Source organism: Pseudomonas anguilliseptica (assembly GCF_900105355.1).
Taxonomy (GTDB): domain Bacteria; phylum Pseudomonadota; class Gammaproteobacteria; order Pseudomonadales; family Pseudomonadaceae; genus Aquipseudomonas; species Aquipseudomonas anguilliseptica.
Genome location: NZ_FNSC01000001.1, coordinates 3,700,444 through 3,721,758, shown reverse-complemented (window position 1 = coordinate 3,721,758; position 21,315 = coordinate 3,700,444). Strand labels below are relative to the sequence as shown.

The 21,315-nt window shown below is 58.2% G+C and carries 25 protein-coding genes, 2 tRNA genes and 1 pseudogene; 7 read left to right on the top strand and 21 right to left on the bottom strand.

Going from position 1 to position 21,315, the window contains the following annotated elements:
- Positions 1–51: 51 nt before the first annotated feature.
- The 4 genes and pseudogenes from BLW24_RS18220 (at position 52) to BLW24_RS18205 (ending at position 2,098) form a co-directional block, all read left to right on the top strand.
- Positions 52–1,032: an IS5 family transposase gene (locus BLW24_RS18220; protein WP_090375425.1), complete on the top strand. Its 981-nt coding sequence runs from the start codon at positions 52–54 to the stop codon at positions 1,030–1,032.
- Positions 1,033–1,218: 186 nt separating this feature from the next.
- Positions 1,219–1,443 (top strand): annotated as a pseudogene (locus tag BLW24_RS18215) (tyrosine-type recombinase/integrase); the annotation flags it as partial.
- A gap of 95 nt (positions 1,444–1,538) precedes the next feature.
- Positions 1,539–1,814: an antitoxin of toxin-antitoxin stability system gene (locus BLW24_RS18210; protein ID WP_090385362.1), complete on the top strand. Its 276-nt coding sequence runs from the start codon at positions 1,539–1,541 to the stop codon at positions 1,812–1,814.
- Entirely contained in the window at positions 1,814–2,098 is a 285-nt protein-coding gene (locus BLW24_RS18205) for a type II toxin-antitoxin system RelE/ParE family toxin (RefSeq protein ID WP_090385357.1), read from the top strand. Before BLW24_RS18210 ends, BLW24_RS18205 begins: the two co-directional genes overlap by 1 nt.
- 96 nt (positions 2,099–2,194) lie before the next feature.
- On the opposite strand, the gene BLW24_RS18200 is transcribed toward BLW24_RS18205, so the two are convergent.
- The 4 genes from BLW24_RS18200 to dapA form a co-directional block, all read right to left on the bottom strand.
- Positions 2,195–2,284: transfer RNA gene (locus tag BLW24_RS18200), tRNA-Ser, on the bottom strand.
- A 196-nt stretch (positions 2,285–2,480) separates the two neighbouring features.
- On the bottom strand, positions 2,481–3,350 hold the full coding sequence (locus BLW24_RS18195; RefSeq protein WP_090385353.1) for a phosphoribosylaminoimidazolesuccinocarboxamide synthase: 870 nt from the start codon (positions 3,348–3,350) through the stop codon (positions 2,481–2,483).
- Between the two features lie 87 nt (positions 3,351–3,437).
- Positions 3,438–4,556, bottom strand: coding sequence for an outer membrane protein assembly factor BamC (bamC, locus tag BLW24_RS18190; RefSeq protein ID WP_090385350.1), 1,119 nt, complete (start codon positions 4,554–4,556; stop codon positions 3,438–3,440).
- 17 nt (positions 4,557–4,573) lie between these two features.
- Entirely contained in the window at positions 4,574–5,452 is an 879-nt protein-coding gene (gene dapA, locus BLW24_RS18185) for a 4-hydroxy-tetrahydrodipicolinate synthase (protein WP_090385344.1), read from the bottom strand.
- Positions 5,453–5,674: 222 nt separating this feature from the next.
- On the opposite strand from dapA, the gene BLW24_RS18180 reads away from it, so the two are divergent.
- Both BLW24_RS18180 and BLW24_RS18175 read left to right on the top strand, forming a co-directional pair.
- Positions 5,675–6,235 carry a glycine cleavage system transcriptional repressor gene (locus tag BLW24_RS18180; protein WP_090385337.1) on the top strand — a complete coding sequence of 187 codons (561 nt, stop codon included), beginning with the start codon at positions 5,675–5,677 and terminating at the stop codon, positions 6,233–6,235.
- Positions 6,236–6,248: 13 nt separating this feature from the next.
- Positions 6,249–6,722, top strand: coding sequence for a peroxiredoxin (locus BLW24_RS18175; protein WP_090385331.1), 474 nt, complete (start codon positions 6,249–6,251; stop codon positions 6,720–6,722).
- Positions 6,723–6,773: 51 nt separating this feature from the next.
- On the opposite strand, the gene BLW24_RS18170 is transcribed toward BLW24_RS18175, so the two are convergent.
- Positions 6,774–7,838: an AI-2E family transporter gene (locus BLW24_RS18170; protein WP_090385325.1), complete on the bottom strand. Its 1,065-nt coding sequence runs from the start codon at positions 7,836–7,838 to the stop codon at positions 6,774–6,776.
- A 66-nt stretch (positions 7,839–7,904) separates the two neighbouring features.
- Complete coding sequence (locus BLW24_RS18165; RefSeq protein ID WP_090385318.1) at positions 7,905–8,156, bottom strand: sulfurtransferase TusA family protein; 252 nt, start codon at positions 8,154–8,156, stop codon at positions 7,905–7,907.
- 106 nt (positions 8,157–8,262) lie between these two features.
- Here BLW24_RS18165 and BLW24_RS18160 point away from each other — a divergent pair, with 106 nt between their 5' ends.
- Positions 8,263–9,696, top strand: coding sequence for a M48 family metalloprotease (locus tag BLW24_RS18160; protein ID WP_090385313.1), 1,434 nt, complete (start codon positions 8,263–8,265; stop codon positions 9,694–9,696).
- Positions 9,697–9,757: 61 nt separating this feature from the next.
- Here BLW24_RS18160 and nadA read toward each other — a convergent pair whose 3' ends face one another.
- The 15 genes from nadA to BLW24_RS18085 form a co-directional block, all read right to left on the bottom strand.
- Complete coding sequence (nadA, locus tag BLW24_RS18155) at positions 9,758–10,816, bottom strand: quinolinate synthase NadA (protein ID WP_090385308.1); 1,059 nt, start codon at positions 10,814–10,816, stop codon at positions 9,758–9,760.
- Positions 10,817–10,985: 169 nt separating this feature from the next.
- Positions 10,986–11,061 (bottom strand) — tRNA-Lys (locus BLW24_RS18150).
- A 57-nt stretch (positions 11,062–11,118) separates the two neighbouring features.
- A complete protein-coding gene (queC, locus tag BLW24_RS18145) occupies positions 11,119–11,793 on the bottom strand; it encodes a 7-cyano-7-deazaguanine synthase QueC (RefSeq protein ID WP_090385302.1) in 675 nt (224 codons plus the stop codon).
- A gap of 1 nt (position 11,794) precedes the next feature.
- Positions 11,795–12,442: a 7-carboxy-7-deazaguanine synthase QueE gene (gene queE / locus BLW24_RS18140; RefSeq protein WP_090385298.1), complete on the bottom strand. Its 648-nt coding sequence runs from the start codon at positions 12,440–12,442 to the stop codon at positions 11,795–11,797.
- Positions 12,443–12,765: 323 nt separating this feature from the next.
- The gene (gene ybgF, locus BLW24_RS18135; protein ID WP_090385294.1) at positions 12,766–13,587 is read right to left on the bottom strand and encodes a tol-pal system protein YbgF; all 822 of its coding nucleotides are present in this window, start codon (positions 13,585–13,587) and stop codon (positions 12,766–12,768) included.
- 6 nt (positions 13,588–13,593) lie between these two features.
- Positions 13,594–14,091, bottom strand: coding sequence for a peptidoglycan-associated lipoprotein Pal (gene pal, locus BLW24_RS18130; protein WP_090252626.1), 498 nt, complete (start codon positions 14,089–14,091; stop codon positions 13,594–13,596).
- Between the two features lie 66 nt (positions 14,092–14,157).
- Complete coding sequence (tolB, locus tag BLW24_RS18125; RefSeq protein WP_090385291.1) at positions 14,158–15,456, bottom strand: Tol-Pal system beta propeller repeat protein TolB; 1,299 nt, start codon at positions 15,454–15,456, stop codon at positions 14,158–14,160.
- Positions 15,453–16,403, bottom strand: a complete 951-nt coding sequence (gene tolA / locus BLW24_RS18120) for a cell envelope integrity protein TolA (RefSeq protein WP_090385286.1) — start codon at positions 16,401–16,403, stop codon at positions 15,453–15,455. The genes tolB and tolA overlap by 4 nt, the downstream gene beginning before the upstream one ends.
- Complete coding sequence (tolR, locus tag BLW24_RS18115) at positions 16,403–16,816, bottom strand: protein TolR (RefSeq protein WP_244161193.1); 414 nt, start codon at positions 16,814–16,816, stop codon at positions 16,403–16,405. The genes tolA and tolR overlap by 1 nt, the downstream gene beginning before the upstream one ends.
- A gap of 73 nt (positions 16,817–16,889) precedes the next feature.
- The gene (tolQ, locus tag BLW24_RS18110; protein ID WP_090385277.1) at positions 16,890–17,585 is read right to left on the bottom strand and encodes a protein TolQ; all 696 of its coding nucleotides are present in this window, start codon (positions 17,583–17,585) and stop codon (positions 16,890–16,892) included.
- A 2-nt stretch (positions 17,586–17,587) separates the two neighbouring features.
- The gene (gene ybgC / locus BLW24_RS18105; RefSeq protein ID WP_090385272.1) at positions 17,588–18,040 is read right to left on the bottom strand and encodes a tol-pal system-associated acyl-CoA thioesterase; all 453 of its coding nucleotides are present in this window, start codon (positions 18,038–18,040) and stop codon (positions 17,588–17,590) included.
- 52 nt (positions 18,041–18,092) lie between these two features.
- Positions 18,093–19,145, bottom strand: a complete 1,053-nt coding sequence (gene ruvB / locus BLW24_RS18100; RefSeq protein ID WP_090385267.1) for a Holliday junction branch migration DNA helicase RuvB — start codon at positions 19,143–19,145, stop codon at positions 18,093–18,095.
- Complete coding sequence (gene ruvA / locus BLW24_RS18095; protein WP_090385262.1) at positions 19,146–19,751, bottom strand: Holliday junction branch migration protein RuvA; 606 nt, start codon at positions 19,749–19,751, stop codon at positions 19,146–19,148.
- Between the two features lie 23 nt (positions 19,752–19,774).
- Positions 19,775–20,299, bottom strand: coding sequence for a crossover junction endodeoxyribonuclease RuvC (gene ruvC, locus BLW24_RS18090; protein ID WP_090385256.1), 525 nt, complete (start codon positions 20,297–20,299; stop codon positions 19,775–19,777).
- Positions 20,300–20,538: 239 nt separating this feature from the next.
- Positions 20,539–21,288 (bottom strand): YebC/PmpR family DNA-binding transcriptional regulator, encoded by a 750-nt coding sequence (locus tag BLW24_RS18085; protein ID WP_090385251.1) that lies wholly within the window; start codon positions 21,286–21,288, stop codon positions 20,539–20,541.
- Positions 21,289–21,315 lie beyond the last annotated feature (27 nt).

The window sequence follows — 21,315 nt, the reverse complement described above, 5'->3', positions numbered from 1 at the left end:
AGACTTCCTGATTTTGGCAAAATGCCCGGACGCCACCCGCCGAGTTTTCCGATGAAGCAAATGACCTTCGCCGATGCCGAGTACGCCGGCAAACGCAAGCAGACCCGCAAAGAGTTGTTCCTGATCGAGATGGATCGGGTGGTGCCGTGGAAGGGTTTGATCGCACTGATCGAACCGTATTACCCCAAGGGTGAAGGCGGTCGGCCGGCCTATCCGCTGATGGCGATGCTACGTGTGCACCTGATGCAGAACTGGTTCGGCTACAGCGACCCGGCGATGGAAGAAGCGCTGTACGAGACCACTATCCTGCGGCAGTTCGCCGGGCTGAGTCTGGAACGTATCCCCGACGAAACCACCATCCTCAACTTCCGTCGTCTGCTGGAGAAACATGAGTTGGCTGCCGGCATCCTGGCCGTCATCAATGGCTATCTTGGCGACCGTGGCCTGTCGTTGCGCCAAGGCACCATCGTCGATGCCACGCTGATCAATGCGCCGAGTTCGACCAAGAACAAGGACGGCAAACGCGACCCAGAGATGCACCAGGCCAAGAAGGGCAACCAATACTACTTCGGCATGAAGGCGCACATTGGCGTGGATGACGAGTCGGGGCTGGTACACAGCGTGGTAGGCACGGCGGCCAACGTGGCGGATGTCACTCAGGTCGACAAGTTGCTGCACGGCGAGGAAAACGTGGTGTGCGCCGATGCGGGTTATACCGGCGTCGAAAAGCGCCCCGAACATGATGGGCGCGAGGTGATCTGGCAGGTTGCTGCCCGCCGCAGCACCTATAAGAAGCTGGGTAAGAGCAGCCCGCTGTACAAAGCCAAACGCAAGATCGAGAAGGCCAAGGCCCAGGTGCGCGCCAAGGTTGAGCACCCGTTCCGGGTGATCAAGCGTCAGTTCAGTTATGTAAAGACACGCTTCCGTGGCTTGGCCAAGAACACGGCGCAACTGGTGACGCTGTTCGCGCTGTCGAACCTGTGGATGGCACGCCGACATTTACTGACCAATGCAGGAGAGGTGCGCCTGTAATGCGGGAAATGGCTGCCGCGAGCTACTCGCGGCGGCTAAAAACACAGAAATGAATGGGTAATCTGATCGTTTTTGATCGATTTGCCGCTTTCAAAATCGGCGGGGCTGAAGTCAGCCAGAAATACATGGCTACTTCAGACCATCCTTAACAGCTTTGATAAGGCTCTGGCTGAATCTCGCTTACCGGTTCCGGCTGGCCAGTCATCCCACGTCCTGCGACATACGTTTGCTAGTCACTTCGTAATGAGCGGCGGCAACATCCTCACACTGCAGAAGATCCTGGGCCATACAACCTTGGCCATGACTATGCGCTATGCACACCTTGCACCCGACCACCTGCAAGATGCCGTCAAATTCGGCCCAGCTAGTGATCATCAGCGTTTTCTAAGCATCATCACACCTCAGCCATAACCGATGGTCTGCGCTTTCCTATGCGGCGTGCATTGTTTAGCATGCATACAACGTATATACGTTGTAGATACGAATTGACTTAGAGGTGACGCACCATGGCCAAAGAAGCCGTTTTCAATTTGAAGTTGGAACCCGAGCTACGCGAAGGATTCATGGCAGCCGCTCAAGCCGCACACCTGCCGGCCTCTCAAGTGATGCGTGACCTCATGCGCGATTTCATCCGCCAGCAGCAACAAGCCAAAGAGCATGATGAATTCGTGCAACGTAAGGTTGCTGCAGCCAGGGTATCGGTCGAGGCTGGCCGTGGTCGATCGAATGATGATGTAGAAGCAGAATTCGCCGCTCGCCGTGCTAAGGCTCAAGGGAACTAATGAAGGTTACTTGGACACCCGAGGCTCTGCAGGATCGTCTGGATATCTGGGAATACATCGCCGCTGATAACCCCGCCGCTGCCGTGCACATGGACGAACTATTCAGCGCGGCTGCGTCCACCCTTGCTGACTTTCCGCAAAGAGGGCGACTGGGAACGGTTGTCGGCACCCGCGAGCTGATACCCCACGAGAACTACCGCCTGATCTATCAGACCGAGAGTGACGGTGTCTGGATTCTTGCCCTGGTGCACGTCGCCAGAATATGGCCTCCGCTCCAAAGCTAACCCTACCCAGCTTTCGACACTTCTTCGACACTTGCTCATCCTGAAACGAAAAAACCCCCGAAACTCTAGAAATTTCAGGGGCTTAGACGATCTATATGGCGGGAAGATAGGGATTTGAACCCTAGGTACCATCGCTGATACAACGGATTTCGAATCCGTCCCGTTCGGCCACTCCGGCATCTTCCCGTGGCGGCGCGCATGATAACAGCTGAAGTGCGTTTGGCGAACCCCAGTTTTGAAATTTTTCACATACTTTCAGATGCTTGCGATCAAAGGAGTTGAACAGCGGCCAAATCTGGCTGGTAGGGGGCTAAACAGTCGTCCACAAAAAGGGGCGCCGTAGCGCCCCTCTGTATCGCACTTACACGCGTATTGCAGCGATTTAGACGGTCAGGCGCGTCAGAGCCTCGCGGTATTTGTCAGCGGTTTTCTGCGCGACGTCAGCGGGCACTGCTGGAGCTGGCGGTTCCTTGCTCCAGCCGGTGGACTCCAGCCAGTCACGTACGAACTGCTTGTCGAAGCTTGGTGGATTCTTGCCTTCTACATAACTGTCCGCCGGCCAGAAGCGGCTGGAATCTGGGGTCAGCGCTTCATCCATCAGGGTCAGGGTGCCGTCTTCGTCCAGGCCGAATTCGAACTTGGTGTCGGCGATGATAATGCCGCGTGTGGCTGCGTATTCCACCGCTGCGCTGTAGAGGGCAATGGAGGTGTCGCGCACTTTGGCGGCCAGCTCTGCGCCGATGATCGCTTCGCACTGCTCGAAACTGATGTTCTCGTCGTGATCGCCCACGGCAGCCTTGGTCGAGGGGGTGAAGATCGGCTGCGGCAGCTTGGCCGCTTCTTTGAGGCCAGCAGGCAGTTGAATGCCACAGACGGTGCCGCTCTTCTGGTATTCCTTCCAGCCGGAGCCGACGATATAACCACGTACGATGGCTTCCACCGCGACCGGCTTAAGGCGCTTGGCGACCACTGCGCGGCCTTCCACCAACGGCAGTTCGGCGGCTGGGACGATGTCTTCAACCTTATCGCCAGTGAAGTGGCTGGGCACCAGGTCCTTGAGCTTGTCGAACCAGAAGTTGGAGATGGCGGTGAGGATCTTGCCCTTTTCCGGGATTGGCTCGTTGAGGATCACGTCGAATGCCGAAAGGCGGTCGGTGGCGACCATCAGCATGCGTTTGTCGTCGATCTCGTAAAGATCACGGACTTTGCCCGAATAGATTTTCTTCAGGCTCAGGGTGATGGCTGTGCTCATGTCGGAATTTCCGCCTTTGGTAAACAAAACAGGCGAAACCCGCCGGGTTTCGCCTATTGGTAGTGCCGGTGCAGCAGTTACCTGCTGTCAGCCAAGGTTTTCCTGGATCAGGTCCAGCACCTTGCGCGCCACGTCGGCAGGGGCAATGGTGTTGAGGTCTTTTTCCACGGTGACCTGCACGCTATCGCCAACGGCGGTCAGGCGTACCTGGTAGCGCTCGGCGCGAGCGTCGATCTCTTCCTTGCTCGGGGCGCTGCCAAATACGCTGCCAAAGAAGCCAGGCTTGTCGTCAGGTTTCTGCGCGCGTTCGGCGAGGTTGATGTAGTAAACACCCAGGCTGCGGTTGATATCGTCAATGCGCACATCAGCCATTTCCAGGGAGCGACCGACACCGGACCAGGCACGGTCGAAATCCGCCCCCAGGCTCAACACCGGGTTGCCGTTGCCATCTTCGGACAAGCTAACGCGGTTCGGTGCGTCGTAGTCACGAGCAGCCAGCAAGGATACCGAACCACCCTGCTCGGCGCTGCGCGCCAGGGTCACGAGCATTTCATCGAGCAGCGCAGCATCCAGGCTTGGGTTGCTGCTGCGGTTGGTGAAGGCGACATCGGCAGTGCTGCCGGCTGGACGCTCGGCGCTGACCACGAAAATCTCGCTGGTATTGCGCTGCACGCCTGGCTCGATACGCACCCGCACGCGGGTTTCAGCATCTGGATTTACGCCAGATACGCGGCTGCTCAGACGACGCGCCATGGATTCGGACAGCGCATCAAAACGCTGCCAGGAGGTGCTGAATTCACCCGTTTGCGGACGCTCTTCTGCAATCTGAAAACCGTTGTCAGCAAAGAACTGACGCGCTACAGGCCAGACTTCAGCCGGTACACGTTGCGCCACAACCCAGCGCGAGTCGCCGCTCTTTTGCAGGCTGAACTCGCTGGCATCACCGGCTACAGCCAGGGCTTGTGGGCGCGGCACGATAAATTCGCCGGTATCGGTGGTGGTCGCTACCTGCTGCGGCACAGGCAGCAGCGGGTCGATGCGCTTGGCGTCGACGTTTGGCGGGAGTTGCATCGTGGCTGTCTGACGGGCTTCGAGGTAGTCGCTGCCACGGTCACGGAAATAGCCGTTTTCGCCATAGATCCAGCCACAACCGCTGGTACCAGCGATGATCAGGGCCAGAGCGGAGAGTCCGGTGAGTCGCTTCATGCGTAGTAATTCCTCAATTAAACCAATACGCCGGACTGGCGCATGGCCTGACGCAGCGGGTCATGACAACGTGGGCTGAGCCAGGTCAGTGGCAGACGGATACCGTCTGGCATCAAACCCATTTCATGCAGAGCCCATTTCACCGGAATCGGGTTGGATTCGATAAACAGCGCTTTGTGCAGCGGCATCAGACGATCATTGATGGCGCGTGCGATGGCGGCTTCACCACGCATGGCAGCGGCGCACAGATCGCTCATGGCGCGCGGGGCGATGTTGGCAGTTACCGAGATATTGCCCTTGCCGCCCATCAGCATCAGCTCGACGGCGGTGGCGTCATCACCGGAATAAACCAGGAAGTCCTTGCTCACACGATCCAGTACTTCCTGGCCGCGCTGTAGGTCGCCGGTGGCTTCCTTGATACCGATGATGTTGTCGATCTTGGCCAGGCGCTCAACCGTCTCCGGCAGCATGTCGCAGACGGTGCGGCCTGGCACGTTGTAGAGGATCTGCGGGATGGCCACCGATTCGGCGATGTGGCGGAAGTGCAGGTACAGGCCTTCCTGAGTCGGCTTGTTGTAATACGGGGTGACCAGCAGGCAGGCATCGGCGCCGACGTCTTTGGCAGCACGGGTCAGTTCGACTGACTCACGGGTGGAATTACCACCGGTGCCAGCGATGACCGGAATGCGCCCGGCGACCTGATCAACGACACGTTTGATCACTTCGATGTGTTCAGGCACCTCAAGGGTCGCCGACTCGCCGGTAGTGCCGACTGCGACGATGGCATTGGTGCCCTCCTGCAGGTGGAAATCCACCAGTTTGCTCAGGCTGTCCCAATCAAGACCACCTTGTGCATCCATGGGCGTAACCAGTGCCACCATACTGCCCGCAATCATGCAACCGCTCCTGCCGGAAAAAGAGAGCCGTAATGGTACTGGGGCCACCTGCCTTGCACAAGCGAAGTACCGAGGCAACGCGTATACAATCTTTATCAGGCAAACGCGGCACATTACTCATCGACAAGCCCTACCGGCATTCCCCTCAGCGGTGCTTTTCGCTACCCTTCCGGCTTTGATCGGCGCTGCGCCAGCAGCTCGACCGCTTATCGTTTAGGAAGGCTGCATGTCCCCCCCCCAGTTCGCGAACAATTCCTGCTTATCAGCGCTCTTGGCCCCAATGCTATGGAGCTGACCAATGTGCTCTGCCGCACCAGCCATGAGAACCGTTGCGCCGTGGTCAGTACCCGCCTTAGCCGGCATGGCGAATACAGCGCGCTGGTGCTGCAGGTGTCCGGTAGCTGGGATGCCCTGGCGCGCCTGGAGTCGAACCTGCCGGCGCTGGCGAAAAAGCACAGTTTCTCGGTCAATGTGATTCGCAGCGCTGCCTCGGAAAGCCGCCCACAGGCGCTACCTTATGTAGCGTATGTCAGCTCGGCCTACCGCCCGGACATCCTTAATGAGCTGTGCCAGTTCTTTCTCGACCACCACGTCGAGCTGGAAAACCTCACCTGTGATACCTACCAGGCACCACAGACCGGCGGCACCATGCTCAACGCCACCATGACAGTGACCCTGCCAGCCGGTACGCAGATCAGCTGGTTGCGTGATCAGTTCCTCGACTTTGCCGATGCGTTGAACCTGGATGCGCTAATTGAGCCTTGGCGTCCACAGAACCCATAAGGAGCAGCATTTTATGGCCGTAGCACTCGACACCCCGGTTGCAGACTTCCAGGCACAGGCCACCAGCGGCCAGACCGTTCAGCTGTCCGCACTCAAGGGCCAACAAGTGGTGATCTACTTCTACCCGAAGGACAGCACCCCAGGCTGCACCACCGAGGCTCAGGGTTTTCGTGATCAATACCCGGCGTTTCAGGCGGCCAACACGCTGATCTTTGGCGTCTCGCGTGACAGCCTGAAATCCCACGAGAACTTCAAGTGCAAGCAGGAGTTCCCCTTCGAGCTGATCTCCGACAAGGATGAAGCAGTCTGCCAGCTGTTCGATGTGATCAAGCTGAAGAAGCTCTACGGCAAGGAATACCTGGGCGTCGACCGCAGCACCTTCCTGATCGATAAAGACGGCGTACTGCGCCAGGAATGGCGCGGCGTAAAGGTTCCAGGGCATGTCGATGCGGTATTGGCTGCAGCCCAGGCGCTGAATAAGGCCTGAACGTCACGCGTAAAAAAGCCGGTCAATTGACCGGCTTTTTATTGCCTGCAGCTATTGCGCCGCCACCTGCTCACTGCGCGGCCAGGCGTCAATCACCGCCTTGAACAACGTGGCCAGCGGGATGGCGAAGAACACCCCCCAGAATCCCCACATACCGCCAAACAACAGTACAGCGCAGATGATCGCCACCGGGTGCAGGTTAACCGCTTCGGAAAACAGCAAAGGCACCAGAACGTTGCCGTCCAGCGCCTGAATGATCCCGTAGACCACCATCAGATAGATGAACTGATCACCAAAGCCCCACTGGAACAACCCGATCAGCGCAACCGGCACAGTCACCACCACCGCACCGATATACGGCACCACCACCGACAGGCCGACAAACAAAGCCAGCAGCGCCGCATAGTTAAGCCCCAGGGCAGCAAAGGCGATATAGGTAACCACGCCGCAGATAATGATTTCGATCACCTTGCCACGGATATAGTTGGCGATCTGCTTGTTCATTTCCTCGGCCACCTGAGTAATCAGCGCCCGCTCGCGCGGCAGATAGCCGCGAAACCATGCACTGATCAACTCCCGATCCTTGAGAAAGAAGAACACCAGAATCGGCACCAACACCACGTAGATCATGATGCTGACCAACATCGGCAAACTGGACAGTGAGAACGACAGCGCCGACTGGCCGACACTTCCAGCCTCACCCCGCACGACCTCAATCAGCTGCAACACCTGCTCATTGGTAATCAGCGTGGGGTAGCGCTCCGGCAGCAACAAAAACAGTGACTGCCACTCGCCCAGCATCCGCGGCAACTCGTTGAACAGGGTAATCACCTGGCGCCAGAGCAACGGCATCAGCACCAACAGAAACACCCCCAGCATGCTCATAAAGAGGGTGAAGACCAGCCATACCGACACCACCTGCGGGATGCGCAAACGCTCAAAGGCATTCACCAGCCCCTGCATCAGAAACGCCAGTACCAACCCCGTCAGCACCGGAGCCAGCATGCCACCCAGATTCAGGATCGCGGCAAAACCAAGCACCAGCAATACCGCAAGCACCACCGCTTGCTCATCGGAAAAATAGCGATGTAGCCAATCCTGAAACACCTTGAACATCGTGACGCCTCATCCGGAAAACACAGTGTTTATGCCGCCTTACAAGCAACGTTTCCGCCCCAGCCCTTAGGCCTTGCGCAGCCAGTAGCGGTATACGCCATTGTCGACCTCTTCACGCAGCAGACTATGCCCGGCCAGGCTGGCGAAGGCACGAAAATCCCGCTGTGAGCCCGCGTCCGTAGCCTCAACCTTGAGCACCGCGCCACTGGCCAGGCGGTTGAGCTCCAATTTGGCCTTGAGTAAAGGTAGCGGGCAGTTCAACCCACAGGCGTCCAGTTGCGCGTCGAAGTCTTCGGCACGCCATTGCATATCAGTCATTGAGCTACTCCAGGAGGGCCCCAAGGATACCCAAGGCCGCACAACCCTGGCCAGCACAGCAGCCAGCCAGCTACAGTAGCGCCTTTGTTCGACACGAGCTTTGTGCATGAGCCTTCTGCGCCCTACCCTGTTGACGCTGGCCTGCCTGCTGGCAGCCCCCGCCATAGCCAGTGATCTGCCCTCCCTTGGCGATGCCAGTTCCGCCATCGTCTCACCGCAGCAAGAACACCAGCTGGGCCGCGCCTGGTTGAGCCTGGTACGCGGCCAGGTCAGCCAGCTCGACGATCCGCAGCTCAAGGACTTCGTCGAAACCAGCGTGTACCGCTTGAGCGAAACCAGCCAGCTGCAGGATCGTCGCCTGGAGTTCGTTCTGCTCAACAGCCCGCAGATCAACGCCTTTGCCGCGCCAGGCGGGATTGTCGGGGTCAACGGCGGCCTGTTTCTCTATGCGCAGACCGAAGCCGAGTACGCCTCGGTTATGGCTCACGAACTGGCGCATTTATCACAACGCCACTTCGCTCGAGGGCTGGAAGCGCAGCAGCGCATGCAGATCCCGGTGATGGCCGGCCTGCTCGCCGGCATCGTGGCAGCAGCCGCCGGCGCGGGAGATCTAGGCATCGCAGCCATTGCCTCGACCCAGGCAGCAGCCATGCAAGAGCAGCGGCGCTTCTCTCGACAGAACGAGCAGGAAGCCGACCGCATTGGTCTGGTCAACCTGGAAAAAGCCGGCTTCGACCCACGCGCCATGCCCAGCATGTTCGAGCGTCTGATGCGCCAGTACCGCTACGACCGCAAACCGCCAGAATTCCTCCTGACTCACCCGGTGTCGGAATCGCGTATCGCCGACACCCGCAACCGCGCCGAGCAGTACAAAGCTTCGGGGATCACCGACAGCGTGCGTTACCAGCTGATGCGCGCCCGCGTGCAACTGACCTATGAAGAAACCCCAGGAGTCGCCGCCAAACGCTTTCGCAATATGCTTGACGAAAACCCACAGCTGGAAGCCGCCCGCTACGGGCTGACGATTGCGCAGATAAAAAGCGGCCAACACAAGCAGGCCCGCGAGTCCCTGCAACCGCTACTGGCGAGTTCACCCAATGATGTGACCTACAATCTGGCCCAGATTGAACTGGATATGGCCGCCAATCGCCTGGGCGAGGCGCAAAGCCGGACTACCCGACTACTGACCCTCTACCCGAACAACTACCCGGTCAATCAGGCACATATCGACCTGCTGATGAAGCAGGGTCGCATTCAGGAAGCCGAACGCGCCCTCGACAACATGCTGAAAAGTCGCGGCAAGGACCCGGACGTCTGGTACCAGGTAGCCGAAGTACGCGGCCTGAGTGGTAACACCATCGGCCTGCATCAAGCTCGCGGGGAGTTCTTCGCCCTGGTCGGCGACTACAAGCAGGCCCTGGAACAGCTCGACTTCGCCAAACGCCGCGCCAGCAATAACTTCCAACTGGCTTCACGGATCGACGCCAGACAGCGCGAGTTGATGGAAGAACAGCGCATCATCGAGCAGATGCTTCGCTAGTACTGCCCGCCCCAGAAACGAAAAAGCCAGGCCAATGCCTGGCTTTTTTTATACCGCTCGCTTAAGCGTTGCCGCTCAGCTTGAGCCGCGCGGCCTGGGTGAAATCGAGCATACGCTTGAGCGGCTTGATCGCTTTGGGGATCAATGCCGGATCGACAAATATCTCGTTGCTGCCCACACGTAGGCATTCCAAGGTGCGCTGCAGGGTATTCATCGCCATCCACGGACAATGCGCACAACTGCGGCAGGCGGCACCATTGCCGGCAGTCGGGGCGGCGACAAACTCCTTGTCCGGGCACAACTGCTGCATCTTGTAGAAGATGCCGGCGTCGGTGGCGACGATAAAGGTCTTGTTCGGCAAACGTTGCGCAGCAGCGATCAGCTGGCTGGTAGAGCCCACAGCATCGGCCAGATCGATCACTGCCGTCGGCGACTCCGGGTGAACCAGCACGGCGGCATCCGGATACAACGCCTTCATGTCTGCCAGCTGCTTGGCCTTGAACTCTTCGTGAACGATGCACGCACCGTCCCACAGCAGCATGTCGGCGCCTGTCTTGTTCTGGATGTAACGGCCCAGATGCTGATCCGGCGCCCAGATGATGCTTTCGCCGTTGTCCATCAGGTGCTCAACGATCTCCACCGCACAACTGGAGGTCACCACCCAGTCAGCCCGCGCTTTCACCGCCGCCGAGGTATTGGCATACACCACCACCGTACGCTGCGGATGCTGATCACAGAACGCCGAGAACTCCTCTACCGGACAACCCAGATCAAGCGAGCAGGTCGCTTCAAGCGTCGGCATCAGCACACGTTTTTCTGGATTGAGGATCTTCGCCGTTTCGCCCATGAATTTAACGCCGGCTACCAGCACCGTCTGCGCCGGATGTTGATTGCCAAAGCGGGCCATTTCCAGCGAGTCGGAAACGCAGCCGCCGGTCTCCTCGGCCAGCGCCTGCAACATCGGGTCGCAGTAATAGTGCGCCACCAGCACGGCGTTCTGCTTTTTCAGTTCGGCAGCAATCTCGGCATGGTAAAAAGCCTCTTGCTCAGACGTCAGCGGCTTGGGCTGCTTGGCATCGAGATGGGCTTGTACCAGCAGGCGTTCGGAAATCTGGGTCATGTCATCAGGCTCTGAATATGCTTTCAGTGCGGCGAGTATACCCGCCTGGATAGCGACGGAGCAGGCAGCTTGCATCCACGCAAAGACGGTAAAAGTTACAGGTACAAAAAAGCCCGAAAATTCCTTTAACAGAACTTTCAGGCTTCTTGACCTTCCGAGGAAGGAAATATGGTGGGTCGTGTGGGATTCGAACCTACGACCAATTGGTTAAAAGCCAACTGCTCTACCAACTGAGCTAACGACCCGACGCGAGGCGCATGATACTGATTTAATTCAGAAATTCAACACTTCGCGAAAAATTTTTAGAAATAACGAGTTGGATCTACCAGCCCGGCGGTAGCAAAGCCCGCCGCACGTAGGCGGCAGCTGTCGCATTTTCCGCAGGCGCGGCCCTGATCATCAGCCTGATAACAGGAAACGGTCAGCGCGTAGTCGACGCCATGTTGAACCCCAACCTGGACGATCTCGGCCTTACTCATGACCTGCAGCGGAGCCTGAATACAGAAACCCTGCCCTTCTACACCGGCCTTGGTGGCCAGGTTAGCCATGCGCTCGAAGGCCTCAACAAACTCAGGACGGCAATCGGGGTAACCGGAATAATCCACCGCGTTCACACCGATAAAAATATCCCGAGCGCCCAACACCTCGGCCCAACCCAGCGCAAGCGACAGGAACACGGTATTGCGCGCCGGCACATAGGTCACCGGAATGCCCTCGACCGGGCTTTCCGGCACCTCGATGCTCGAATCAGTCAGCGCCGAGCCACCCATGCCATTGAGGTTCAGGCCGATCACCTTGTGCTCGACCACACCCAATTGCCGCGCCACCTGCTCGGCCGCCTGCAACTCGGAGCGATGGCGCTGGCCGTAATCAAAACTCATGGTGTAACAGCTGTAGCCATCGGCCTTGGCCAGCGCCACCACGGTGGCCGAGTCCAGGCCGCCTGACAGCAGGATTACCGCTTTCTTATCGCTCATATCAATGTCCCGGCTCATCATTCCAGAGAATCTTGTGCAGCTGCATCTGCAGGCGAACTGGCAGGTTGTCGGCAATGATCCACTCGGCCAGCGAGCGCGCATCCAGCTCATGATGACTGGGCGACATCAGCACCTCGCTGACCCGCTCAGCCAGGCGGTACTGAATCAGCTTGCTCACCGCCCAGTCATAGTCCTCACGGGAGCAGATCACGAACTTGACCTGATCATTCGGCGTCAGCAGCTCGATATTCTCGTAGCGATTGCGTGCAACTTCCACCGAGCCTGGGGTTTTCAGGTCAAGGACCTTGCTTACCCGCGGGTCGACCGCCGACACATCCAACGCGCCACTGGTTTCCAGTGACACTTCGTAGCCAGCGTCACACAGACGTTTGAGCAAAGCAATGCAGTTGGGTTGCGCCAATGGTTCACCACCGGTCACGCAGATATAACGCGGCTTGTAGCCGGCAACCTGCTCGAAAATGGCGTCCAGCGACATGATCTCGCCACCACTGAAGGCATAGGCGGTGTCGCAGTATTGGCAACGCAGAGGACAGCCGGTCAGGCGAACGAACACAGTCGGCAAGCCGGCGGTGCGCGTCTCGCCCTGCAGCGAGTAGAAAATCTCGGTAATGCGCAGGGTATCTTGCATATCAGCCACGGGCGTGACAGCTAAACAGGCTGTCCGCCTCCGTTGCGGGAAAAGGGCCGCGGATTGTATACGAAATAGATTCCGGGGGAAATTCCTAACGCCACACAGCTACGACCCGAAGGCTGGACGCAAGGAATGGTTGGCCATAAGAAACTGCCGGGAGCATTTTTTAACGTCGCGCAGCGACAGCCCGGAGGGTGGACCTCAAAGATGACTGATCATAAGACTCATCACACCGCATGACGACGCGCCAGGGACGCAGTGAACATTCACCAATAAAAAACCCGCGCTAGGCGCGGGTTTCTTGATCAGGCATTCAGCACTTAAGGTAAACGCTGCAGATCGCGCTGCGCCAACTGAGCCGCTGAACTCCCCGGGTACTGCGCAATCACCTGCTGCAGAATGCCCCTGGCCTTGTCGCTATTACCCAGACGCTGTTCAACATCAGCCAGTTTGAACAGCGAGTCCGGCACCTTGGAATGGCTCGGGTAAGTCTGACTTACCCGTGCAAAGGCCTGGCCGGCGCCCTGCAGGTCACCCTTGGCCAGATTTACCTCGCCTAGCCAGTACTGCGCGTTGCCCGCGTACTGGCTATTCGGGTATTTACGCAGGAAGGCTGCGAAAGCCTGGCTGGCCTTGTCAAAATCCTTGACCTTGATCAGGTCAAAGGCAGCCTCGTAAAACAGCTTCTCCTTTGCCGGATCGGCCGGTTCATTACTAGCCGGAGCTTGTGCCTGCCCCGCCGCTGGCGGAGTAGGTGTACCACTGGCATTGATTACGCCAGCAGCTGAAGAATTCTGGCTGGCTGCAGCACCTGCCGCACCACCACTTACACGCCGATCAAGATCCTGATAACGCTCCAGGCTTTCTTGCTTCAGGCGCTGAATTTCATTCTGTTGTTCTTCCAGCGTACCGCGCAGCTGCGCGATCTCTTCCTGCATCTGCTGCAACTGGTTGAACAGCATGCCCTGCGCCGTGACAGGGGCCGCAGCCCCTGTCGCGACGGAGGTGCCGGACGTACCGTAACCAGCAGGCGGGTAACTGCTGCCGTAACCGGCGTTGTTATCCACCACGGGAACCTCAGCCCACGCCGCAAGCGGCAGGCTGAGCGCCAAAACGGTTAAAGCACGGCGGCACGTACGCATATCGAATTACTTACGCAGTTCGACGCGACGGTTTTGAGCCCAGGAGGACTCGTCGTTACCGGTAGCGATAGCGCGCTCTTCGCCGTAGGAAACCAGTTCCAGTTGAGCCGGGGAAACGCCCTGCAGTACCAGGTAACGCTGCACAGCCTTGGCGCGACGCTCGCCCAGAGCCATGTTGTATTCACGAGTGCCGCGCTCGTCAGCGTGGCCTTCCAGAACTACGCGAGCGCCATTGCCTTGCAGGTCTTTGGCGTGCACGTCCAGAGCACGCATGGCCTCTGGCTTCAGATCGGAGCTGTCGTATTCGAAGTAGAAGGTGGTGATAGCGCGCAGAGCAGCTTCTTCGCTCAGGCTGCCATCAACAGCGCCAGTGTTGGCACCGTAACCAGCGTTAGGGTCGGTAGCGCCTTCGCCAGCAGCGTCGCCGCCTTTCGAGGAACAACCTACGGCTACGGCCAGAGCCAGGCTCAGTGCGGCGAACTTACCAAATTTCAGCATTTCCATCATGTAACTCCTAATGAACCCCAGTGTGTTAAGCAGTATTTCAAACAACAACGGTGTAGCGCCACATCAGTTCAGGTAAGGGGACCAAGAAGGCTCTCGAACTTCGCCTTGAGCGGTAGGAAGAGGGAGCCTCACACGTCCATTGGTGGACGCTAATACCAAGACTCCCCGACCCTGCTGGCGGGTGGCGTAGATTACCATGGTGCCATTGGGCGCAACAGTGGGCGACTCATCCAGACTGGTGTCTGAAAGTATCCGCAAATTGCCGCGCTGCAGGTCTTGTGCCGCCACCTTGAACACGGTGTAACCATCCTGGCGGTGGATCATGACCAGGGTCTTTTCATCAGCGGAAAGTTTCGGGTTAGCGTTGTAGTTACCGATAAAGGTCACACGTTCTGCCGAGCCACCATTGATGTTGGTTTTATAGATCTGCGGCTTACCGGAACGATCCGAGGTGAAGTACAGGGTCTGACCGTCCTTACCCCAGAATGGTTCGGTATCAATCGACGGCTGGTTAGTCACGCGGCGCAGCTGGCGAGAGCCCATGTCCATCACATAGATTTCCGGGTTACCGTCACGCGACAGCACAAACGCCAGGCGGTTACCGTCCGGCGACCAGGCTGGCGCGCCATTCAGGCCTTCAAAATTGGTGATCTGCTCGCGGCGACCGGTATCGATATGCTGCACGAAAATGCGCGGACGCTTCTGCTCGAACGAGACGTAAGCGATACGACGACCATCCGGAGCGAACGATGGCGAGAGGATCGGCTCACGCGACTGGAGCAGAGTTACTGCACGGGCGCCGTCATAGTCGGAACGCTGCAGGGTGTAACGGGTGTTATTGACCGCAAAACGCTCGGCAGTCACATACAGCATACGTGTCGAGAACGCACCCTTAACGCCGGTGAGCTTCTCGAAGGACTGATCGGCGATATGGTGCGCCATGTCACGTAACTGATCGACACAGCCACCCACACTGCCGGTCATGACCTGCTGCTGAGTAGTAACGTTGAACAAGGCGAACTGCACCTGCAGACGACCGGCATTCGGCACAATATTGCCGACCAGGACGTACTGTGCGCCCAGAGCTTGCCAGTCGCGGTAGATCACTTCAGTCGCCTGAGTCGGCAGGCTGATCATGTTCTGCCGAGGTATAGGCGCAAACTCTCCAGAGTTACGCAGGTCATTGCCAATAATCTCGGCCATATCCTCAGGCAGCACGGTGCCGCCCTGCCAACCAAAAGGTACTACGGCAATGGGGGTAGCACTGTTGGTACCTTTGTCGATAAGCAGCGGATCAGCGGCCTGAACGGTGCAGACCAGCATGGTCAGACCGAGCAGAACAATACGCATCAGGGTATTCACAGACCTAAATCCTCCGGTTTGAAGACAGCGCGACGCTGCCGGTAAAGGCGATCAAAAGTGGCGCGGTCCAGCTGCCGCATTTCGGCAATACGACCGACGTTGCGTACCGCTTGCACGGCCGAGTTATCAAATGGCGAGTCACCACTGGAACGCGTCACGCTGGCATTGGTAATGGTGCCATCGGGCAGCATTTCGATCAGTACTTCTACGCTCATGCCATTACGCGCCGATGGCGGGCGTCGCCATTGCTGGCTGACCAGCATAACAATCAGATCATCTAGGCTTCCGGCGACTTCATCACCGACAGTATCGGCGATTGCCTGCTGGCGACCGACATCCTCGGACAGCAGCTCAGCCAGTGCGGCAGCCTTCTTGTCTTCTACCGCCTTACGCTGGGCGGCTTCTGCCGCTTTCTTTTTGGCGTCATCAGCCTTTTTCTTCTTCGCAGCTTCTGCAGCGGCTTTCTTCTTCGCCTCTTCAGCAGCTTTTTTCTTGGCATCTTCGGCAGCCTTTTTCTTGGCTGCCTCATCCGCCGCTTTCTTTTTGGCGACATCCGCGAGCTTCTTCTGCTCGGCGGCTTTTTTATCGGCGTCAGCCTTTTTCGCGGCCTCCGCCTTCTGAGCCTCTTGGGCTTTCTTTTGTTCCGCTGCCTTGGCCGCTACTTTTTCCTGCTCGGCTTTTTTCTGTTCAAGCTGTTCGGTTTCGTACACAGGTGCGGTGGTCTTCTTGGTTTCGCCCGCGATCTTCTGATTGGTCTGCGTGGTGGCCTGGCTTTGTGATTGCAGCTTGTACAGGGTCGCTTGCACCACCGGCTTGGCCGGCGGCAGGTCCGGGGCAAAGGCAAAGCTGACGAACAGCATGGCAAACATGATGACGTGCAGCCCAACAGCCCAGACAACCGGCCAGAATAGACTTTCCGAGGGCGAACGCTCGCGCTGGTCGTGCATCAGGGGGCCTCGGTAATCAGCCCGACGTTACCCACGTCAGCCTGCTGCAAGCCACCCATGGCCGCCATGATGGTGCCGTAATCAACGCTCTTGTCGCCGCGCACGAACACTTGCACCTGCTTACCGGTTGCCCGGCTCTGGCTGATGATCGCCGTTACCGCGCGGGTCATCTCTTCCAGGGTCAGCGCCTTATCCTGCACGGTGTCGACATCAACCTCGGTGCCCATATTCCAGAAATAGGTCTTGTCGGCCTTGATCGAGATGGTCAGCACCTGGGCGTTATTGTCCTGCGGCAAGACCTCACTGCTGACTTGCGGCAGATCGACCTTGACCCCTTGATTAAGCATGGGCGCGGTCACCATAAAGATCACCAGCAGCACCAACATCACGTCGATGTAAGGCACCACGTTCATCTCGGCGACGGGCTTGCGTCTGTTGCGAATTCTGGCCACGGCTTGAAAAACCTGTAATGAGAATGCCTAAGGCTTAGTCGTCGCTGGTGTGGACTTTGCGGTGCAGAATCGCCTGGAACTCATCGGCGAAGGTGTAGTAACGACCGATCAGCATTTCGCCACGGGCGGCAAAGCGGTTATAGGCTATGACCGCTGGAATCGCGGCGAACAGACCGATCGCGGTGGCGATCAGTGCCTCCGCAATACCCGGTGCTACGGTGGCCAGGGTTGCTTGCTGCACCTGAGCCAAGCCACGGAAGGAGTTCATGATGCCCCACACGGTACCGAACAGACCGATATACGGGCTGGTCGAGCCAACGGTGGCAAGGAACGGCAGGCTCTGCTCAAGCTTCTCTTCTTCACGCGAGATGGCCACACGCATGGCACGCGCCACCGCGTCCATCACCGCATCCGGATCAACACCGGCCTGCTGGCGTAGACGTGAGAATTCTTTAAAACCAGCGCGGAAAATCTGCTCCAGGCCGGAGTCAGGGTCCGGGTTGCTGCCCGCCTGACGGTACAGCTTGGACAGGTCGATACCCGACCAGAAGCGCTCTTCGAAATTATCCAGGGCACGCTTGGCAGCACGCAGCAATGCGGTGCGCTGAAAAATCATGACCCACGAAGTGACCGATGCGGCCACCAACGTCAGCATTACCAGTTGCACCACCAGGCTGGCGTTGCTGATCAGACTCCACATCGACATGTGGTCAACGGCGTTGGCTTCCACGCTTACTCTCCTGCTTTAGATGTACCCGCGCCGCCCTGCCCGGCAAAGGCCGCTTGCAGAGTTTGGGGAATGGCCCGGGGTTTCAAATTGTCGGCGCGCACACAGGCCACCATAAACTGCCCTTCACACAGCAGCACATCATCCGTTGCCCGCCTGACCTGTTGACGAAAACGTAGGCTGGCACGGTTTAATTCAACAACTTCAGCGCTTACCAGCAACTCGTCGTCGAGCTTAGCTGGCGCGTGGTAGCGCGCTTCAGCCGAATGCACAACGAACAACAGGCCCTCCTCGGCCAACGTTGACTGGAGAAAACCCAGATCACGCAGGCGCTCGGTGCGAGCCCGTTCCATAAATTTGAGGTAATTGACGTAGTAGACGATGCCGCCTGCATCGGTGTCTTCAAAATAAACCCGACAACGATGGGTGAACGGCGTAACTCCGTTTTGCGCGCGCATACTCTAGTGCCAGCTCCTGATCTTGCCAATCGTCTTCGACAAGTATTTTTTCTTACTCATCATCACGCCCAAACAAGTCAGCCGTGGGCAATTCGCCCATGCGTTTGGGCACATTCAGGCCAAAGTGCAAATACGCATGCCGGGTGACGACTCGACCGCGTGGGGTGCGCATGATATAGCCCTGCTGAATCAGATAGGGCTCGAGCACGTCTTCGATGGTGTGGCGCTCTTCACTGATGGCAGCGGCCAGGTTATCGACCCCCACCGGGCCACCGTCGAACTTCTCAATAATGGTCAGCAGTAGACGCCGATCCTGATGGTCGAAGCCACGCTCATCGACATCCAGCAGATTCAGCGCCAGGTCGGCAATCGGCCGGGTAATGTCGCCCTGCCCGCGCACTTCGGCAAAGTCACGCACGCGGCGCAGTAGGCGATTGGCAATCCGCGGCGTACCGCGTGCGCGACGGGCAATCTCGAAGGCGCCGTGGGGCTCGATGGGCAAACCTAGAATCCCCGCCGAACGCATGACAATGGTCGCCAAGTCTTCGGTGTTATAGAACTCCAGACGCTGGACAATACCGAAGCGATCACGCAGCGGGTTGGTCAGCATGCCAGCACGAGTGGTCGCACCGACCAGGGTAAAGGGTGGTAGATCAAGCTTGATCGAGCGCGCGGCCGGGCCTTCGCCGATCATGATGTCGAGCTGAAAGTCTTCCATGGCCGGGTACAGCACTTCTTCGACAATCGGCGACAGGCGATGAATCTCATCGATAAACAGCACATCACCCGGTTCAAGATTGGTCAGCAAGGCGGCCAGATCACCCGGCCGCTCCAATACGGGCCCCGAGGTGCTCTTGATCGAAACATTCATTTCCTGCGCGATGATATTGGCCAGGGTGGTCTTGCCCAGACCGGGCGGACCAAAGATCAGGGTGTGATCGAGCGCTTCACTGCGGCCACGAGCAGCCTGGATAAACAGCTCCATCTGCTCGCGCACACTCGGCTGACCGATGTATTCGGCCAGTTTCAGCGGGCGAATGGCACGGTCAACCTGCTCGTCGCGGTCACGACTGGTGGCGGTAATCAGGCGATCAGCTTCTAGCACTTAAACCATTCCCTTCAGGGCTCGACGAATCATATCTTCACTACTCAAACCGTCCTCCTTAATAGCTGAGACGGCGCGACTGGCTTCCTGGGGTTTGTAGCCGAGCGAAATAAGTGCACTGACTGCATCATTCTCCGCGCTTGTGACTGCACCAGTACCGCGAGGTTCCACCACCAGGGTCGACATGCCCGGCACGGCTTCCCAAGCCTTGAAGCGATCTTTTAGTTCAACCAGCAGGCGTTCGGCGGTTTTCTTGCCGACCCCGGGAATCTTCACCAGCACCGACGTGTCCTGCGCCTGCACACAACGCACCAACTCATCAACTTCCAACCCGGACATCAAGGCCAACGCCAGTTTCGGGCCAACGCCGTTAAGGCGGATCAACTCACGAAACAGCTCGCGCTCACGCTTCTCGAAAAAGCCATAGAGCAGATGCGCATCCTCGCGCACCACCAGATGGGTGTGCAGGGTCAGCGGCTCACCCACCGAGGGCAAACGGTACAGGGTGGTCATGGGCACTTCCAGCTCATAACCCAAACCATTTATGTCCACAATTACATGGGGCGGCTGCTTTTCCGCCAGGGTGCCACGCAAACGTCCGATCACCGCTGCTTTCCTTAAAAATCACATTACAAACGAAGGCGACCGGCGCGCCGCTTGGCGCCGACCAGACCATGGGGAATCAGACTCTGCCGGTGGTGGGCATGGCACAGGGCAATTGCCAGGGCGTCAGAAGCATCGATCTGTGGCTTCTGCACCAGCTTGAGCAAGTGCATGACCATCAGCTGCACCTGCTCCTTATCCGCCCCGCCGGTGCCGGCAATCGCCTGCTTGACCTGGGTGGCGGTGTATTCAGCAATATCCAGCCCCGCCTCGATCCCCGCGACGATGGCCACGCCGCGCGCCTGACCGAGCTTGAGCGCGGAGTCCGGGTTGCGTGCCATAAACACCTGCTCGATGCCCATGGTCACTGGCCCGTAGGTTTCGATGACCTCACGCACCCCGCGAAATACCACTTGCAGACGCTCCGGCATCGAACCGCTGCCTGTCCGAATGCAACCAGAGGCAACATATTCGCAGTTGCGCCCGGTATCACGTACCACACCGTAACCGGTGATGCGCGAACCGGGGTCGATGCCAAGGATCAAGGTCATGCCTTCCGCCCACTCAAGGCACCAGCCACTTAGCCAGCACACTGTCTATTTATCCAGCTCGCAAGTATAGAGCTCGCCTGCGCCCGCGTCATCCAGGCACAGGTTATAAAAATGACCGTGCATCATTCATATAGGGCCGCACCGGCACACCGCCTAGCGCCATGGACAATCACCCATAAAAAAACCGGAGGGCTCAGGCCAATGACCTGAATACCTCCGGCTCGGACAGCCGCAAACAATCAGCCAAGCTGTTCCATGAGCTCGTCAGGAATTTCGGCGTTGTGATAGACCTCCTGCACATCGTCGAGGTCTTCCAGCATATCGATCAGCTTGATGACCTTCTGCGCAGTTTCCAGATCGGTAATCGGTGCACTGATCGACGGGATCATGGCGATTTCTGCCTCTGCAGCCTTGAAACCAGCCACACTGAGCGCCTCGTTGACTCCATGGAAATCGGCAAAACTGGTGGACACCAGCGCCGAGCCATCCTCGGCCATTTCCACGTCATCGGCACCAGACTCCAGCGCGGCCTCCATCAAGGCATCTTCGCTCACGCCCGTAGCAAAGCTGATCTGCCCTTTGCGGTCGAACATATAAGCGACCGAACCATCAGTACCCAGGTTGCCGCCACATTTGCTGAACGCATGCCGCACTTCGGCGGCCGTGCGATTGCGGTTATCGGTCATGGCCTCGACGATAATCGCCACACCACCCGGTGCGTAGCCTTCGTAGCTCAGCTCGGCAACGTTGTCGGCTTCGTTATTACCGGCACCACGGGCGATGGCGCGGTCGATTACATCGCGCGACATGTTGTTGGTCAGCGCCTTGTCCACCGCCAGGCGCAGGCGTGGGTTGTCCGCCGGGATCGGACCGCCATGCTTGGAGGCGACCGTCAGCTCACGAATCAGCTTGGTGAAGATCTTGCCGCGCTTGGCGTCCTGACGCCCTTTGCGATGCTTGATGTTGGCCCACTTGGAATGACCAGCCATAACTCACTCCGGTTGTTTCAGATTCGA